A 16,582-nucleotide genomic window follows, 5' to 3' on the forward strand; every position below is an offset into this window, starting at 1 on the left:
GGCCCGTCAGGCCCGGGGAGGGTCCTGCCCGTCGTCCTGCCCGTCGTCCTGCCCGGCGTCCGGGCCGGGGGCGGGCGGCGCGGGCGGCACCACCGGCGGTGGGACGTCCTCGACGTCGCCCAGCAGCCCGGGCTGGGACGCCGACCGGCTGGGCATCGGTCCCGGGTGGATGCCCGCACTGGCCGCACCCTCGGCCTCGGCGCTGGCGCCGGCCGCCTCACGTCGGGCCTGGGCCAGCGCCTCGTTCGGGTCCTGCAGCACGGGAGCCTCGAACGGCAGGTCGTCGGGTGGGGGCGGCGCGGCCGACCCACCCGCCGGTGCGGGGCCGTCGGGCTCGGGCTGCAGCCGGCCGAGTACGCCGCCGATGCCCTTGAGCGCCTCGCCGAGCTCACTCGGCACGATCCACAGCTTGTTGCTGTCACCGCGGGCGATCTGCGGCAGCATCTGCAGGTACTGGTACGCCAGCAGCTTCTGGTCAGGGTTGCCGCGGTGGATCGCGTCGAACACCTGCTGGATGGCGCGGGCCTCGCCGGTCGCGTTGAGGATCGCGGCCTGGGCGGTGCCCTCGGCGCGCAGGATGTTGGACTGCTTCTCGCCCTCGGCGGTGAGGATCTGGGCCTGCTTGACACCCTCGGCGGTGAGGATCGTGGCGCGGCGGTCCCGCTCGGCCCGCATCTGCTTCTCCATCGAGTCCTGCACCGAGGCCGGCGGGTCGATGGCCTTGAGCTCCACCCGGTTCACCCGGATCCCCCACTTGCCGGTGGCCTCGTCCAGGACGCCGCGCAGCTGCCCGTTGATCTGGTCGCGGCTGGTCAGCGTCTGCTCCAGGTCGAGCGAGCCGATGACGTTGCGCAGCGTGGTGACGGTCAGCTGCTCGATGCCCTGGATGTAGTTGGCGATCTCGTAGACCGCCGACTTCGGGTCGGTCACCTGGAAGTAGATGACCGTGTCGATGCTCACCACCAGGTTGTCCGAGGTGATCACGGGCTGCGGCGGGAAGGAGACGACCTGCTCGCGCAGGTCGACGTTGGCACGAGGCTTGTCGATGAAGGGGATCAGCAGGTGCAGCCCCGCCTCCAGCGTGCGCGAGTACCGGCCCAGCCGTTCGATGATGATCGCCGTCGCCTGGGACACCACCCGGATCGTGCGGGCGATGACGATGACGACGAACAGCAGCAGCAGCCCCAGGACTACCAGGACGACGATCTGGCCGGTACTCACGTAGTGCCCTCCGATTCCGGTTGGGTGACCGGGGCCTCGGCCGCGACGATCGCGGTGGCCCCGTCGATAGCGATGACGGTGACGTCCGCACCGGGCAGCAGCGCCTCAGGCGGACCGGTACGACGGGTGCGGGCGGACCAGATCTCGCCGTGCAGCTTGACCCGGCCACCGGTCTCGGTCACGGTCTCGACCACGAGCGCGTGCCGGCCCACCAGGGCCGCGGAGCCGGTGAGGATCGCGTCGCCCATCCGCATCCGGCGGATGACCACCGGCCGCAGGAATCCCAGCAGCACCATGGCCACGACCACGAAGACCACGACCTGGACGATCACGTTGGCCCCGAACGCTGCGGCGACCGCGGCACCCAGCGCCCCGACCGCCAGCATGATGAAGACGAGGTCGAGCGTGGCCACCTCGATGGCACCGAGCAGCAGGGCAAGACCCAGCCAGGTCAGCGCCGGGTACTCCGTCAGCCAGTCCATGCGCCACCTTCTCGTGCGACGTCGGAACGCCGTCCCCACCGTTCAGACGCCTGGTCGGCCGCGGACGTTCCCCCGAGCGGCTCACCTTCCCACGCAGCGATCAAGTCGGCCACCGTCTCATCCGATAGTGCGCCGTGACCCCTGGTGAACGCACCCCCAGCCGGGCGCGGTGGGCCTGGCGGGCGATCGCGTCGCTCGCCTGCGTGTCCCTCACCTGGGTGGTCTCCGCACCGGCCCAGGCCGAGGACGCCGCCACCGCACGACGGCACGCCCAGGAGGCCGCAGCACAGGTGCAGCAGATCCAGGAACGACTCGCGACCGCCGAGGCCGGGTACGAGGCCGCGCTCAGCGGTGTGGGCGACCGGGTCAGCGACTACCTGCAGGCCGACGCGCAGAGCGCGGACGCGCAGCACAGCGCCGATGCGGCGGCGGACCAGGCCGCTGCCTCCGTGCGCGCGCTCTACCTGAGCGGTGGCCAGGCCGGGCTGCTCAACACGGTGCTGACCTCGAGCAGCCTCGAGGACCTGGCCTCACGCATGATCGGGGTCGACCGGGTGCTGTCGACCACCAGCGCGAGCGCGGACGACGCGCAGCAGCAGGCGGACCGGCTCGTCGACGTGGCGGCGGAGAAGGAACGGCACGCGGACGCCGCTGTCGTCACTGCCGCCCAGCTCACCCGGCAGGCCGACCAGGTCGCGGCCCTGCTGGCCGCGGCGCAGCACTCGCTCGACTCGCTGTCGGCGACGGCGCGGCAGCTGACGGAGGCCGAGGACGCGGCGAGGGCGCTCGCCGCCGCCCGCCGGGCCGCCGAGGCCGGCCAGGACGACGCCATCGGCGCGGCCCGCGCCCAGCTGCCCACCGCCGAGTACTTCCGGCTCTACCAGGCGGCCGCCCGGACCTGCTCGGGGATGGACTGGACCCTGCTGGCCGCGGTCGGCCAGGTGGAGAGCGGGCACGGCCGCAACGCGGGCACCAGCTCGGCGGGGGCGCAGGGGCCGATGCAGTTCATGCCCGGCACGTTCGCCTCCTACGCCGTGGACGGCAACCACGACGGGAAGCTGGACGTCTACTCCCCGGCCGACGCGATCTACACCGCGGCCCGGTACCTGTGCAGCGGCGGGGCGGGGTCGCCGGCCGGGGTGAGCGCGGCGCTGTTCCGCTACAACCGGGCGCAGTGGTACGTCGACCTGGTGCTCTCGGTGCAGGCGCAGCTCCAGGCAACCCTGGGCTGACCGGTCGTCAGCGGGCGCGCGCCGTCCACCGGTCGCCGTGCCGCTCCAGCAGCAGGGGCAGGCCGAACGTGGCCTCGAGGTTCTCCTGGGTCAGCGTGATCTCCAACGGACCGGCGGCGACGACCCGGCCACCGCGGAGCAGCAGGACGTCCGTGAAGTGCGGCGGGATCTCCTCGACGTGGTGGGTGACCAGGACGAGCGCCGGCGCGTAGATGTCCTCCGCGATCGCGCCGAGCCGCTTGACGAGGTCCTCGCGCCCTCCCAGGTCCAGGCCCGCGGCCGGCTCGTCCAGCAGCATCAGCTCGGGGTCCGTCATCAGGGCCCGGGCGATCTGCACCCGCTTGCGCTCCCCCTCGCTCAGCGTGCCGAACGTGCGGTCCACGAGGTGTCCCACACCCAAGGTCTCGAGCAGCTGCGCGGCGCGGCCGTGGTCGAGGGCGTCGTACTGCTCGATCCACCGCCCGGTGACACCGTAGGACGCGGTGACCACGACGTCGCCGACCCGCTCGCCGCCCGGGATCCGTTCCGACAGTGCGGCGCTGGCCAGCCCGACCCGCGGCCGCAGCTCGAAGACGTCCACCGCGCCCAGGACCTCACCGAGGACGCCGGCGACCCCGCGGGTCGGGTGCATCCGCGCGGACGCGATCTGCAGCAGCGTCGTCTTGCCGGCACCGTTGGGGCCGAGCACGACCCACCGCTCGCCCTCGCTGACCTCCCAGGTCACGTCGTCCAGGAGCGTGGTCGAACCACGCACGACGGTGACCCCGGCCATCGCCAGGACGTCGCTCATGCGCCACGTCCTCGTAGCGTCGCCGAAACCATGAGGGCGAGACTATGGCACCGACGTAGCCTCATCCCATGACCCCGTTGCCGCGCGCCGCCGTGCTCGGCCTGTGGGCCACCCCGGTGCTGGCCGGGCGGGTCAACGCCGGTGCGCTGCTGCGGGCCGTGCAGGGGGACGACGAGCCGCACGAGGTGGCTACCGCGGACGCCGCCGCGCTGGGCCCGCTGGCCGCGCCGGGCCGGTTGCCGGAGCTGCTGGGCACGCTTCGCGAGCAGCGGGTGCGCGCACTGCGCCTGGTGCTGCCGGTGCCCGGCGACCCGTCCGCGTTGCCCGGCCCGCCGAAGGTCAACGAGGCCGCGATCGAGGCCGGTGAGTGCCTGGTGACCGTCGGCGGCCCGCCCCTGGTGCTGATCCCCGAGGTCTACGAGTTCGGTTCGGTCTACGAGATCGGGCACCAGGTGCTCTGGCAGGTGCAGGACTGCTCGCCGCCGGTCGCCCCGCTCAGCACCACGGTCGGCGAGGCCGAGCGCGAGCTGCGCGAGGCCCTGCTGCGCGCCACCGACACCCTGCACGAGCTGGACCTGGCCCGGTGGCGGCCCGATGCCGCCGAACGGATCCAGGGGCTGCGCCAGGGGACGGACCAGGCGTGGCCGCCCGGCACGCCGCCGCGAGCAGCCCGGGTGCTCGACCTGGCCTGGCGGGTGCGGTCCATCGTCGAGCTCGCGCGTGAGGACGACGGCGCCGCGGTGAACGGGTGGGAGGCGACCCGCCGCGACGAGGAGCTGCGCCAGCTCGAGACCGTCTGCCGCCGGGCGCTGGTCGCCGCGGTGAACGCGCCGATCCACCCGCCGGACTAGCGCAGGGACCGGTACACCTCCAGCGTGCGGGCGGCCACGGTGGCCCAGCCGAACTCCTGCTCGGCGCGGACGCGCCCCGCGACGCCGCGGACCCGGGCCCGGGCCGGGTCGGACACGGCGTCCACCAGGGCCGCCGCCAGGTCCGCCACGAAGCCCTCGGGGTCCACCGGAGTGCCCGAGCCGTCGTCCACCTGCTCGATCGGCACGAGCCAACCGGTCTCGCCGTCCTGCACGACCTCCGGGATGCCGCCGGTCGCGGTGGCCACGACGGGCAGCTCGCAGGCCATGGCCTCGAGGTTCACGATGCCCAGCGGCTCGTACACCGACGGGCAGGCGAAGACCGTGCCGCTGGACAGCAGCGCGACGACGTCCTCGCGGTCCAGCATGCGGTCGATCCAGACGACGCCCTGGCGGGTCGTGCGCAGCCCGTCCACCAGGGCTTCGACCTCCGCCATGATCTCGGCGGTGTCCGGGGCGCCGGCGCACAGCACGAGCTGGACGTCGGGCGGTAGCTGGGCCGCGGCCCGCAGGAAGTACGGCAGGCCCTTCTGCCGGGTGATCCGGCCGACGAAGACCACGCTGGGCTGGTCCGGGTCGACGCCCAGCGCGCGGACAGCGTCCGGCCGGGGTCGCCGGGACCAGTCGACCGTGTCGATGCCGTTGTGCACCACGTGCACGCGGGCCGGGTCGACGTCCGGGTAGCTGCGCAGCACGTCCCGGCGCATCCCGGCGCTGACGGCGATGACGGCGGCCGCCGCCTCGTAGGCCGTCTTCTCGACCCAGGACGACAGGGCGTAGCCGCCGCCCAGCTGCTCGGCCTTCCACGGCCGCAACGGTTCCAGGCTGTGCGCGGTGACCACGTGCGGGGCGCCGTGCAGCAGGGAGGCGAGGTGCCCACCGAAGTTGGCGTACCAGGTGTGCGAGTGGACGACGTCCGCGCCGTCGCAGTCCTGCGCCATCGGCAGGTCGACCCCCATGCTGCGCAGCGCGGCGTTCGCGCCCGCCAGCTCGACCGGGTCCGGGTAGCCGGTCGTGCCCACCTCGGCGCGCTCGGGGCCGAAGCAACGGACCCGGACGTCGAGGCCGGGGTCGGAGCGCAACGCGCGGACGAGCTCGGCGACGTGCACTCCCGCCCCGCCGTAGACGTCGGGTGGGTACTCGCGAGACAGCACGTCGATGCGCACGGCCTCACCGTAGTGGCGGGGTTCGTCCCCGCGCACCCCTCGCGTGGCCCCGGCTCGAAGACTAGGTTCCTGAGCATGCCGACTCGTGCGCGCAACCCGAAGATCCTGGCGATCGTCCTGGCGGGCGGCGAGGGCAAGCGCCTGATGCCCCTGACCGCCGACCGGGCCAAGCCCGCCGTGCCCTACGGCGGCATCTACCGGCTCATCGACTTCGCGCTGTCCAACGTCGTGAACTCCGGGTACCTCAAGGTCGTCGTCCTGACCCAGTACAAGTCGCACAGCCTGGACCGGCACATCGCCAAGACGTGGCGCATGTCGAACATGCTCGGCAACTACGTCGCCCCGGTGCCCGCGCAGCAGCGCGTCGGCAAACGCTGGTACCTCGGCAGCGCCGACGCCATCTTCCAGAGCCTCAACCTCGTGCACGACGAGAAGCCGGACATCGTCGTCGTGGTCGGCGCCGACCACGTCTACCGGATGGACTTCCGGCAGATGGTCGCGCAGCACATCGAGACCGGCGCCGCCGCGACGGTCGCGGCCATCCGCCAGCCGATCGAGCTCGCCGACCAGTTCGGCGTGATCGACGTGAAGCCCGAGGACCCCCGCCAGATCCGCGAGTTCCTGGAGAAGCCGACGGACCCCGAGGGCCTGCCGGACTCCCCCGGTGAGGTGCTGGCCTCGATGGGCAACTACGTGTTCAACACCGACGCCCTGATCGACGCGGTCACCCGCGACGCCGCGAGCGAGGACACCAAGCACGACATGGGCGGCGACATCATCCCGGACTTCGTGTCCCGCGGTGAGGCCGGCGTGTACGACTTCAAGAACAACGACGTGCCCGGATCGACGGAGCGCGACCGCGACTACTGGCGTGACGTCGGCACGATGGACGCGTACTACGACGCGCACATGGACCTGATCTCGGTCTTCCCGGTCTTCAACCTCTACAACTACGACTGGCCGATCTTCACCGACTACGGCTCGTTGCCGCCGGCCAAGTTCGTGCACGGCTGGCACGGCCGCATCGGGCACGCGGTGAACTCCTCGGTGTCCCCCGGCACCGTGGTGTCGGGAGCGACGATCGAGAACTCGGTGCTGTCGCCGAACTGCTACATCCACTCGTGGTCCAGCGTGAGCGACAGCGTGCTGCTGGACAACGTCGAGATCGGCAGGCACGCGGTCGTGCGTCGGGCGATCGTCGACAAGAACGTGGTGATCCCCGAGGGCGCGCGGATCGGGATGGACCCCGAGGAGGACCGCGCCCGGGGGCTGACCGTCACCGAGTCCGGGTTGGTCGTCATCGGCAAGGGCCAGAAGGTGACCGTGTGAGCGAGCACCAGAACCACCGCAAGGTCCGGATCGGCGTCCAGCTGCAGCCGCAGCACGCCGAGTGGTCCGACCTGCGCCGCGCGGTGGTCGCGGCCGAGGAGGCCGGAGTCGACGTGGCCTTCAACTGGGACCACTTCTACCCGTTGTACGGCGAGCCGGAGGGCAAGCACCTCGAGTGCTGGACGGTGCTGGCGGCCTGGGCCGAGATCACCTCGCGGGTCGAGATCGGCGCGCTGGTGACCTGCAACTCCTACCGCAACCCCGAGCTGCTGGCCGACATGTCCCGCACCGTCGACCAGATCAGCGACGGCCGGCTGATCCTCGGCATCGGGGCCGGCTGGTTCGAGAAGGACTACGACGAGTACGGGTACGAGTTCGGCACCGCGGGCTCGCGCCTCGCCGACCTGGCACAGGCGCTGCCGCGGATCGAGAAGCGGCTGGGCCGGCTCTACCCGGCGCCCACCCGCAAGATCCCGGTGCTCATCGGCGGCGGCGGCGAGAAGAAGACGCTGCGCATGGTGGCCAAGCACGCCGACATCTGGCACAGCTTCGGCGACGCCGACGTGGTCGAGCGCAAGGTCGCCATCCTCGACGAGTGGTGCGCGACCGAGGGCCGCGACCCCGCGCAGATCGAGCGGTCCGTCGGGGTCTCGGGCGATCCGGCCGCGACGGGGCCGCGGTTGCACGAGCTCGGCGTCCGGCTGTTCACCGTCGGGCTCGGCGGGCCCGACTACGACCTGGGCCAGCTGCGGGACTGGGTGGCCTGGCGGGACGAGGTCAACGCCTGACCCGCGTCTCGGCAGGCGAGTCGGCCAGGTCCGCGTCCCGGGCAGTGGGTAGCCTCGGCCCGTGATCGAGGTCCCGCCGCGCAGCACGGACGAACCGACCCTGCTCGTGACCCTGACCGGCGACGACCGGCCGGGTGTCACCTCGGCGCTCTTCTCCGCCCTGGCCGCGACCCCGGCGACGGTGCTGGACGTAGAGCAGGTCGTGGTCCGCGGGCAGCTGACCCTCGCCGTCCTGCTCACGACCGGCGGTAGTGAGAGCGTGCGCGCGGCGGCGCTGGACGTCGCGGACGAGCTGGACATGAAGGTGCGGTGCAAGCGCGGCACCGGCGACACCGCCCACCGCCGCGAGGGCCGCCTGCACGTCACGCTGCTGGCCGCCCCGCTCCTGCCCGCCGCGGTCGCGGCCGTCGCCGAGAAGCTGGCCGAGCAGGACGCCAACATCGACCGCATCCGGCGCATCTCCCGCTGGCCGGTGACCACCGTCGAGATCGACGTGTCGGGCGGGGACGTGCGCTCGCTGCGGCGCGAGGTGTCGGTCACGGCTGCGGCGCACGGGATCGACGTCGCGGTCTCCCCCGCCGGCCTGGCCCGGCGCGGCCGCCGGCTGGTCGTGATGGACGTCGACTCCACCCTCATCCAGGGTGAGGTCATCGAGATGCTCGCCGAGCGCAGCGGCCGGGTCGACGAGGTCGCGGCCATCACCGAGCGGGCCATGCGCGGCGAGCTCGACTTCGCAGCCAGCCTGCACCAGCGGGTGGCGGCGTTGGCCGGCCTCCCGTCGTCCGTGCTCGACGACGTCCGCCGGGCCGTCGAGCTCACCCCGGGGGCCCGTACCTGCGTACGCACGTTGCAGCGTCTCGGCTTCACCGTGGCGCTGGTGTCCGGCGGCTTCCTCGAGGTGGTCGAACCGCTGGCCGCCTCGCTCGGCATCACCCACGTCGAGGCCAACCGGCTGGAGGTCGTCGACGGTCGGCTCACCGGGCGGGTGCTCGGCGACGTGGTGGACCGTGCGGGAAAGGCTGCGGCGCTGCGGCGCTTCGCCGCGGCCGAGGGCCTGTCGTTGTCCCGCACCGTCGCGATCGGGGACGGCGCCAACGACCTCGACATGCTGGACACGGCGGGGCTGGGCATCGCCTTCAACGCCAAGCCCGTCGTGCGTCAGCAGGCGGACGCCACCGTCAACGTCCCCTTCCTGGACGCCGTCCTGTACTTGCTGGGCATCCCCCGCGAGGAGGTCGAGGAGGCCGACGCGGCCGACGGCTTCGAGGTGGACGCCCTCCCCGACTAGCCGCCCCCTCCCCGTGATCATGCACGTTCGCCCCCCTCCGCGGTGATCATGCACGTTCGCCCCTGGTCTGCCGGGGCGAACGTGCATGATCACGGGATTGGGGGCAGTGCGGCTAGCCGCGGGGGGCCGCGAACGCGGTCAGCCGGCAGCTGCCCGGCGCCAGCTCGCGCCAGGGTCCGGCGAGCTCCAGGACCGCCACCCCGCTGGTCGTGAACCCTTCGCGCAGCGCCTGCTCCGCCCGCGGGTCCGCCGAACCGGCCAGCGCCGACGCCACGGCCGACTGGGTCGGCTCGTGGCCCACCACGGCGACGACGCGGACGTGGTCGTCCACCTCACGCAGCTGGGTCAGCACGCCGGACGCCGACGTCTCGTAGAGCGCGTCCCGGACGTCGACCGGCGGCGCGTCGTCCAGCTCGGCAGCGGCCAGCTCCCAGGTCTGCCGGGCGCGCTCCGCACTCGAGCAGAGGACGAGGTCCGGGCGCAGTCCGTGCTCGGTGAGCCAGCGGCCGAGCGCGGGTGCGTCCCGTCGTCCGCGATCGTTCAGCGGGCGCTCGTGGTCGGCCACCCCGGCGTTCTGGTCGGACTTGGCGTGCCGGACGACGAGCAGCTGGCGTTCCGCGGTCATGCCGCCATTCTGGCCCACCCTTGCTCAGCCAGAGCCGCGCGAAGCTGCTCGGCCAGCGGTCTGGGGCGAGCAAAGCAGCGCGGCGTGAGCAACCGGGGAGGGCGGGCCGCCTAGGGTGGACAGATGCAAGGGCCTCCCCGCACGCGGCTCCTGGTCATCGGCGGCGCCGAGGACAAGGTGGGCACCGCCCGTGTCCTGCGCCGCTTCGTCCGGCTCGCCGGTGGCGCCCAGGCCCGCCTCCTGGTGCTGCCGACCGCCTCGATGGTCGAGGACGAGATGGTCGAGACCTACCGGACGGCGTTCGGGCGGATCGGCGTCGACCAGGTCAGCGCGGTGCAGCCCACCTCACGGGCCGAGGCCGACGACCCGGGGCTCGCGGCCCAGGTCGACGCGGCGACCGGCATCTTCATGACGGGCGGCAACCAGCTCAAGCTGGCCCAGCTCGTCGTGGGCACCGCGCTCGGCAACGCCATCGTGGACGCCTACCGACGCGGCGTGGTGGTGGCCGGCACGTCGGCCGGCGCCAGCATCATGAGCGCGCACATGATCGCCCTCGGCGAGGAGGGCATCACCCCCCGCCAGCGCGCCAGCCAGCTCTCCGCCGGGCTGGGCCTGCTGCCGGGCGTGATCGTGGACCAGCACTTCGACCAGCGCGCCCGGTACGGCCGGCTGCTGTCGATGGTGGCCCTGTCACCGCACCTGATCGGCATGGGCGTCGACGAGGACACGGCCGCGCTCGTCACCGACGGCCGACGCGTCGAGGTGGTCGGCACCGGTGCCGTCTTCGTGGTCGACGCGGCGCGCGCAGTCACCAACGCCGCCGAGGCCCCCGAGGGCGCTCCCGTGCTCGTCTCGGGTGCCACCGTGCACACCCTGCCGACCGGCGCGCGGTTCGACCTGGAGGCTCGCGCGCTCGAGAAGTTCGCCCCCCGGCGGGTCGATCCGGCAGTTGCCGCCCTCGCGAGTGGCGCACGACGGCGCTGATCAGGGCATGATCGGCACGTCCGTCCCTGACCGCAGCCGACTGGAGCGCCGATGAGCGACGAGCAGCCGTCCCCGGACCTGACGATCGTCCAGGTCCGCGTCTACCGCGGTCCCAACGTCTGGTCCTACGACAAGGCCCTGCACGTGGTCGTCGACCTGGGCGTCCTCGAGCAGTTCCCGACGAACACCCTGCCGGGCTTCACGGACCAGCTCCTCGAGCTGCTCCCGGGCCTGGAGGCGCACACCTGCTCGCGCGGGCACCGCGGCGGCTTCATCGAGCGGCTGCGCGAAGGCACCTGGCTCGGGCACGTCGCCGAGCACGTGGCCCTGCAGCTCCAGCAGGAGGCCGGCCACGACATCCGCCGCGGCAAGACCCGGCAGGTCAAGGGCGTGCCGGGCCGGTACAACATCGTCTTCTCGTACGTCGACGAGCGGGTCGCGCAGGCCGCCATCGCGCTGGCCGTCCGGCTGGTGAACCACCTCGTGCAGCCCGAGCCCGAGTTCGACTTCGCGGACCTGCTGGACACGTTCCTGCGGCAGGCCGAGCGGACCGCCTTCGGGCCGAGCACGGCAGCCATCCTGGAGGAGGCGGTGAGCCGCGACATCCCGTGGATCCGGCTCAACGAGCACTCCCTGGTGCAGCTCGGCCAGGGCGTCCACCAGCAGCGCATCCGGGCCACCATGACGTCGCAGACGAGCGCGCTCGCCGTGGACATCGCCGGCGACAAGGAGCTCACCGGCAAGCTGCTGGCGTCGGCCGGCCTGCCCACCCCCGGCACGGAGAGCGTGCGCAGCGCCGGGGCCGCGGTGACCATCGCGGACCGGATCGGCTACCCGGTCGTGATCAAGCCGCTGGACGGCAACCACGGGCGCGGGGTCTGCCTGGACCTCAAGGACGGGGACGCCGTCCGCGCCGCCTTCCCGACCGCCCAGGACCAGTCCCGGCGGGGCTGGGTCGTGGTCGAGTCGATGGTGACCGGCAAGGACTACCGCTGCCTCATCGTCGGCGGGCGCATGCAGGCCATCGCCGAGCGCGTCCCGGCCCACGTGGTCGGGGACGGCATGAGCACGGTGCAGGAGCTGGTGACCGAGACCAACGCGGACCCGCGCCGCGGGGTCGGGCACGAGAAGGTCCTCACCCGGATCAGCGTGGACGACGCCGCGGTGGAGCTGGTCCGCCAGCAGGGCTTCGGCATGGACGACGTCCCCCCGGCCGGCGAGATGGTCAAGCTGGCGCTGACCGGGAACATGTCGACCGGTGGCATCTCGGTCGACCGCACCTTCGAGGCGCACCCGGACAACGTGGAGATCGCCGAGGAGGCGGCCCGGGTGATCGGGTTGGACGTCGCGGGCATCGACTTCATCTGCCCGGACATCGCCCTGCCCGTGCGCGAGACCGGCGGCGCCATCTGCGAGGTCAACGCGGCGCCCGGCTTCCGGATGCACACCCACCCCACCGTCGGGGAGCCCCAGTTCATCGCCAAGCCGGTCGTCGACCTGCTCTTCCCGCCGGGCGCGCCGAGCCGGGTGCCGATCATCGCCGTCACCGGCACCAACGGGAAGACCACGACGTCGCGGATGATCGCGCACGTCTTCAAGGGTCTGGGCCGCAAGGTCGGCATGACCTCCACCGACGGTGTCGTCATCGACGAGCGCCTGGTGATCCGGGCCGACGCGTCCGGGCCGAAGTCCGCCCGGATGGTGCTGCAGAACCCGCGGGTCGACCTGGCCGTGTTCGAGGTGGCCCGCGGGGGGATCCTGCGCGAGGGCCTGGGCTACGACCGGAACGACGTCGCCGTCGTGACCAACGTCGCCCCGGACCACCTGGGCATGCGTGGCGTCGACACCCTCGAGCAGCTGGCCGAGGTCAAGGCCGTGGTCGTCGAGGCCGTCCCGCGGGACGGCGCCGCCGTGCTCAACGCCGACGACGCCCTGGTGCGCGGGATGCGCCGGCGCTGCTCGGGCGAGGTGGTCTGGTTCTCGCTGCAGGCCCCGGGCTCCGACGTCCGGGACATGATCGACGAGCACTGCCGCCGCGGCGGCAAGGCGCTGGTGCTGGACACCTCCGACAAGGGCGACATGATCGTCATCCGACACGGCCGCCGCACGATGCAGCTGGCCTGGACGCACCTGCTGCCGGCGACGTTCGGCGGCACCGCCCTGATGAACGTCGCGAACGCGATGGCCGCCGCGGGGGCCGCGTTCGCCGCGGGCGCTCCCCTGCACGACATCCGCCAGGGTCTGCGCACGTTCAGCACGTCGTACTACCTGTCGCCGGGCCGGATGAACATGATCGACGTGCAGGGCACGGACGTCGTGGTCGACTACTGCCACAACCCGGCGGGCATGCGGGCGCTGGGCGACTTCGTGGAGCGCTTCGCGAACCGCCGTGACGCCAAAGCCGACCTCGGCAAGCCGTCGCGCATCGCGATGATCGGTGCCGCCGGGGACCGGCGCGACGAGGACGTGCGCGAGCTGGGCGAGGTAGCCGCCGACTTCTTCGACGTCGTCGTCGTGCGCGAGGACGCGAACCTGCGCCGCCGGGCGCCCGGCGAGGCGGCCGAGATGGTCGCCGACGGGGTGCGGGCCCGGATGGCCCAGGGTGCCCGGTGCAAGCAGGTCACGGTCGTCCCGGACGAGCTGGCGGCGGTCCGGCACTGCATGGCGCTGGCGAACCGCGGTGACCTGGTCGTGCTGTGCGCGGACAAGCACGCCGGGGTCCTCGCCGAGCTGGAGGGGCTGGCGCACCAGGCCCAGGCGGGGGCGCACCCGCAGGGGCTGGTCGGCGACCCGGACCTCGACCCGGCCGAGCTCAGGCCCTAGCCGCCTCCGCCGACGTAGCGCAGCAGCACCGCCCGGTAGTCCTGGTCGTCAGGGTCGGCGGCGTGGGTGAGCAACGCCTCCATCAGGACGGCGAGCGCGCGGTCGCTGCGGGAGCCGGCCCGCAGCGCGAGGGCGTAGAACCCTTGGGCCGCAGCGCTCGAGGGGCGCTGCTCGCGCACCTGGGACAGGATGTCGAGCGCCTCCTCGACCCGGCCGAGGACGGTCAGCGACGAGCCGAGCTGCAGCATGGCCCGGTGCCGGTGCGGTTCGCGCAGGCCGTCGCGCAGCGCTGCGCGGTACGCCGGAACGGCCTCGGCCTCGTGACCCGCCGCGTCCAGCGCGCTCGCCCACTCGAACATGAGCCGCGGGTCGTCGGGGTCGGCGTCCAGCATCGCCAGCAGCAGGCGCTGCCGGTCGGTCGCGTCGGCGTGCGCCCACAGGGCGGCGATCTGCTCCTCCTGCGGGTGCTCGCCGCGAGCGGCGACCACCTTGGCGCGGACGTCGTCGGCGCCGTCCGGGGTGGCTCCCTCGGCGAGCAGCCACTCGTCCAGCAGGGGACGGTCGGCGTGGCACATGACCGCCACGACGTCGCCGTCGACCGCGCGGGCGAGCAGTCCCTGCAGGCCGCTCAGCTCGTCCGGGAACGACGGCACGCCGGCCTTGCCCACCGCAGCGAGCCCGGCCCGCAGCGAGGTCTCGAGGTCCTCGCGAGTGCGGCCGCGGAGGTACCGCTCCTTGTGCACGATCGCGACGTCGTCCGCGCGGCGGCCGGCGATCTCGCCGAGCCCGACCAGGATCTCCTCCGTGCGGTCCCCCGCCGTGCCCAGCCCGAGGTGCAGCTGGGCACCGGGCATGCGCAGCCCCTCGCAGACGTCGAGCAGCGCCTCCAGCCCGGCCTCGTTGTGCGCCAGGTCGATCACCACGGTCACGGTGCCGCCGGCGACCGGGATGGTCCACACGTTCATCCGCCCGGGGTTGAGCCGGACGTCGGGCTGGAACGTGCGCAGCCCCTCGACGACCGCGTCCCGCTCCAACCCCAGACCGAGCCCGGCGGCGGCCGCGGCCAGCGCGTTGGCGACGTTGTGCCGCGACAGCCCGGCGAGCGTCACCGGCACGTCCAGGACCGCGATCAGTGGGTCGGGGTCGGCGTCCGAGCGCAGCACGGTGATCGAGCCGTCCAGGACGGTGATCCCTCGGCCGCCGCCGTCCAGCGCGGTCCGCAGGGCCGGAGCGTCCGGGTCCAGGGCGAAGACCCAGGGCCGGCCGGTCGCGCGGCGCATCATGGCCAGCACCCGCGGGTCCTCGCCGTTGAGCACGCACCAGCCGGTGCGGGACGTGACCCGGGTGACCACGGCCTTGACCTCGGCCAGCTGGTCGACCGTGTCGATCCCCTGCAGCCCGAGGTGGTCGGCGCTGACGTTGGTCACCACCGAGACGTCGTTGCGGGTCACCCCCATGCCGCGCAGCAGCAGTCCCCCGCGCGCGGTCTCCAGGACGCCGAGCTGGACGCCGTCGCTGGTCAGCACCGCTCGGGCGCCGGCCGGGCCGGAGTAGTCACCGGGCTCGACGACCTCGCCCTGCACGACCACGCCGTCCGTGCTGGACCAGGCGGTCCGCCGCCCCGCTGTCATGGACAGGTGCGCCAGCAGGCGGGTCGTCGTGGTCTTGCCGTTGGTCCCGGTCACCGACGCCACCGGGACGCTCGGCGAGATCGCGCTCGGACGACGTCCGCTGGCCGTGGCCCGCACGGCCGCCCCAGCCGCGGACACCAGCTCGACGACGTCCGCCTCGCCCCAGCGGGCCAGGCAGGTCTCCAGCTGGTGACCCAGCTCGACGGCGCGGTCGTGGTGCAGCCAGGGGTAGGCGACGACGACCTCGTGCGGGTCGTTGCTCGGACGCACCCGCAGGCCCAGGCGCGACGTGCCCGAGGCAGCGGCGATGAGCCGGACGACGCGGGCCAGCACCCGCACCGCGAGGCGCTGTCGCTGCGCGCTGCCGGGCTGGCCGGCGCGGGTGCGGGACAGGCCGAGGTCGGTGGCCCAGGCCATGGCCTGCTCGCTCGAGGCCTGGCTGAGCCCGGTGATGTCCAGTGTGAGCTTGATCGCCGCCCGCGGGAAGTACAGGTTCGGGCCGTCCAGCACCCGCAGCTCGGTCAACGCGGCCATCGGACGTGCTGCGCCCGCGTCGGCGCCGACGTCCGGATCGCTCATGATCGCGACTCTAGTGGCCCATCCCCAGGCCGCCATCCACGGGAACAACCGCCCCGCTGATGTACCCCGCGCCGTCGCCGGCCAGGAAGCGGACGACGTCCGCGATCTCGTCCGCCGCGCCGAAGCGCCCGGCCGGGATGGCGGCCAGGTAGGCCTGCTGCTGGGCCTCCGGCAGCGCCGCGGTCATGTCGGTCTGCACGAAGCCGGGTGCGACCACGTTGGCGGTGATCCCCCGGCCGCCGAGCTCGCGGGTGATCGAGCGGGCGAGGCCGACCAGGCCCGCCTTGCTCGCGGCGTAGTTTGCCTGGCCGGGCGAGCCGTAGAGGCCGACCACGCTCGAGATCAGCACGATCCGCCCGCGGCGGAGCCGGATCATGCCCTTGCTGGCCCGCCGGGCGCAGCGGAACGCGCCGGTGAGGTTGGTGTCCAGCACGGCCGTGAACTCGTCGTCGGTCATCCGCATCAACAGGGTGTCCTTGGTGATGCCCGCGTTGGCGACCAGGACCTCGACCGGGCCGTGCGCAGCCTCCACCTCGCTGAAGGCGGCATCCACCGCGGCGGTGTCGGTGATGTCGCACTGCACCGCCAGGACGCCCAGCTCGGCGAGCTCGGGCGGCAGCTCGCCGGAGCGGTTCGTGATCGCGACCCGGTCGCCGTCGGCTGCCAGGGCCCGGGCGATGGCTCGTCCGATGCCGCGGTTTCCGCCCGTCACCAGCACGCTGCGGCCGGTCGGCGCCTGCGGGTCCGTCGTCTGCTCACTCATGGTCCGCGACGG

14 protein-coding genes are annotated in these 16,582 nt (G+C 73.2%); 7 read left to right on the forward strand and 7 right to left on the reverse strand.

Going from position 1 to position 16,582, the window contains the following annotated elements; all coding sequences use genetic code 11:
* Window positions 1-6: 6 nt before the first annotated feature.
* The gene (locus ABEB17_RS11970; protein ID WP_345716922.1) at window positions 7-1,221 is read right to left on the reverse strand and encodes an SPFH domain-containing protein; all 1,215 of its coding nucleotides are present in this window, start codon (window positions 1,219-1,221) and stop codon (window positions 7-9) included.
* Window positions 1,218-1,703 carry an NfeD family protein gene (locus ABEB17_RS11975; RefSeq protein ID WP_345716923.1) on the reverse strand — a complete coding sequence of 162 codons (486 nt, stop codon included), beginning with the start codon at window positions 1,701-1,703 and terminating at the stop codon, window positions 1,218-1,220. Before ABEB17_RS11975 ends, ABEB17_RS11970 begins: the two co-directional genes overlap by 4 nt.
* Before the next feature lie 134 nt (window positions 1,704-1,837).
* On the opposite strand from ABEB17_RS11975, the gene ABEB17_RS11980 reads away from it, so the two are divergent.
* Complete coding sequence (locus ABEB17_RS11980) at window positions 1,838-2,935, forward strand: lytic transglycosylase domain-containing protein (protein ID WP_345716924.1); 1,098 nt, start codon at window positions 1,838-1,840, stop codon at window positions 2,933-2,935.
* Between the two features lie 7 nt (window positions 2,936-2,942).
* Here ABEB17_RS11980 and ABEB17_RS11985 read toward each other — a convergent pair whose 3' ends face one another.
* Window positions 2,943-3,725 carry an ABC transporter ATP-binding protein gene (locus tag ABEB17_RS11985; RefSeq protein WP_345716925.1) on the reverse strand — a complete coding sequence of 261 codons (783 nt, stop codon included), beginning with the start codon at window positions 3,723-3,725 and terminating at the stop codon, window positions 2,943-2,945.
* Between the two features lie 68 nt (window positions 3,726-3,793).
* Between ABEB17_RS11985 and ABEB17_RS11990 the strand changes: the two genes are divergently transcribed.
* Complete coding sequence (locus ABEB17_RS11990) at window positions 3,794-4,576, forward strand: hypothetical protein (RefSeq protein ID WP_345716926.1); 783 nt, start codon at window positions 3,794-3,796, stop codon at window positions 4,574-4,576.
* Here ABEB17_RS11990 and glgA read toward each other — a convergent pair.
* Window positions 4,573-5,760, reverse strand: a complete 1,188-nt coding sequence (gene glgA, locus ABEB17_RS11995; RefSeq protein ID WP_345716927.1) for a glycogen synthase — start codon at window positions 5,758-5,760, stop codon at window positions 4,573-4,575. The two genes, ABEB17_RS11990 and glgA, sit on opposite strands and share 4 nt — an antisense overlap.
* A 75-nt stretch (window positions 5,761-5,835) precedes the next feature.
* On the opposite strand from glgA, the gene glgC reads away from it, so the two are divergent.
* The 3 genes from glgC to serB all read left to right on the forward strand — a co-directional run bounded on the left by glgC (window position 5,836) and on the right by serB (window position 9,165).
* Complete coding sequence (glgC, locus tag ABEB17_RS12000) at window positions 5,836-7,089, forward strand: glucose-1-phosphate adenylyltransferase (protein WP_345716928.1); 1,254 nt, start codon at window positions 5,836-5,838, stop codon at window positions 7,087-7,089.
* Window positions 7,086-7,877 (forward strand): LLM class F420-dependent oxidoreductase, encoded by a 792-nt coding sequence (locus ABEB17_RS12005; RefSeq protein WP_345716929.1) that lies wholly within the window; start codon window positions 7,086-7,088, stop codon window positions 7,875-7,877. Before glgC ends, ABEB17_RS12005 begins: the two co-directional genes overlap by 4 nt.
* 61 nt (window positions 7,878-7,938) lie before the next feature.
* Entirely contained in the window at window positions 7,939-9,165 is a 1,227-nt protein-coding gene (serB, locus tag ABEB17_RS12010) for a phosphoserine phosphatase SerB (RefSeq protein WP_345716930.1), read from the forward strand.
* A gap of 112 nt (window positions 9,166-9,277) precedes the next feature.
* On the opposite strand, the gene ABEB17_RS12015 is transcribed toward serB, so the two are convergent.
* Window positions 9,278-9,790 (reverse strand): SixA phosphatase family protein, encoded by a 513-nt coding sequence (locus ABEB17_RS12015; protein ID WP_345716931.1) that lies wholly within the window; start codon window positions 9,788-9,790, stop codon window positions 9,278-9,280.
* A gap of 123 nt (window positions 9,791-9,913) precedes the next feature.
* On the opposite strand from ABEB17_RS12015, the gene ABEB17_RS12020 reads away from it, so the two are divergent.
* Both ABEB17_RS12020 and cphA read left to right on the forward strand, forming a co-directional pair.
* Window positions 9,914-10,774, forward strand: a complete 861-nt coding sequence (locus ABEB17_RS12020; RefSeq protein ID WP_345716932.1) for a cyanophycinase — start codon at window positions 9,914-9,916, stop codon at window positions 10,772-10,774.
* A gap of 51 nt (window positions 10,775-10,825) precedes the next feature.
* Window positions 10,826-13,597, forward strand: a complete 2,772-nt coding sequence (cphA, locus tag ABEB17_RS12025) for a cyanophycin synthetase (RefSeq protein ID WP_345716933.1) — start codon at window positions 10,826-10,828, stop codon at window positions 13,595-13,597.
* Here the strand turns inward: cphA and ABEB17_RS12030 are convergent.
* Together ABEB17_RS12030 and fabG are read right to left on the reverse strand one after the other, a co-directional pair.
* Window positions 13,594-15,807 (reverse strand): tetratricopeptide repeat protein, encoded by a 2,214-nt coding sequence (locus ABEB17_RS12030; RefSeq protein ID WP_345716934.1) that lies wholly within the window; start codon window positions 15,805-15,807, stop codon window positions 13,594-13,596. The genes cphA and ABEB17_RS12030 overlap by 4 nt on opposite strands.
* A 10-nt stretch (window positions 15,808-15,817) precedes the next feature.
* Window positions 15,818-16,570, reverse strand: a complete 753-nt coding sequence (gene fabG, locus ABEB17_RS12035; protein WP_345716935.1) for a 3-oxoacyl-[acyl-carrier-protein] reductase — start codon at window positions 16,568-16,570, stop codon at window positions 15,818-15,820.
* Between the last annotated feature and the right edge of the window lie 12 nt (window positions 16,571-16,582).

Source organism: Angustibacter luteus (assembly GCF_039541115.1).
Classification (GTDB): Bacteria; Actinomycetota; Actinomycetes; order Actinomycetales; family Angustibacteraceae; genus Angustibacter; species Angustibacter luteus.

Excerpts from the sequence above, each read along its gene's own strand:
- ABEB17_RS11975 (WP_345716923.1), bottom strand. The coding sequence starts at position 1,703 with ATGGACTGGCTGACGGAGTACCCGGCGCTGACCTGGCTGGGTCTTGCC.
- ABEB17_RS11985 (WP_345716925.1), bottom strand. The coding sequence starts at position 3,725 with ATGAGCGACGTCCTGGCGATGGCCGGGGTCACCGTCGTGCGTGGTTCG.
- ABEB17_RS11990 (WP_345716926.1), top strand. The coding sequence starts at position 3,794 with ATGACCCCGTTGCCGCGCGCCGCCGTGCTCGGCCTGTGGGCCACCCCG.
- glgC (WP_345716928.1), top strand. The coding sequence starts at position 5,836 with ATGCCGACTCGTGCGCGCAACCCGAAGATCCTGGCGATCGTCCTGGCG.
- ABEB17_RS12015 (WP_345716931.1), bottom strand. The coding sequence starts at position 9,790 with ATGACCGCGGAACGCCAGCTGCTCGTCGTCCGGCACGCCAAGTCCGAC.
- ABEB17_RS12020 (WP_345716932.1), top strand. The coding sequence starts at position 9,914 with ATGCAAGGGCCTCCCCGCACGCGGCTCCTGGTCATCGGCGGCGCCGAG.
- cphA (WP_345716933.1), top strand. The coding sequence starts at position 10,826 with ATGAGCGACGAGCAGCCGTCCCCGGACCTGACGATCGTCCAGGTCCGC.
- ABEB17_RS12030 (WP_345716934.1), bottom strand. The coding sequence starts at position 15,807 with ATGAGCGATCCGGACGTCGGCGCCGACGCGGGCGCAGCACGTCCGATG.
- fabG (WP_345716935.1), bottom strand. The coding sequence starts at position 16,570 with ATGAGTGAGCAGACGACGGACCCGCAGGCGCCGACCGGCCGCAGCGTG.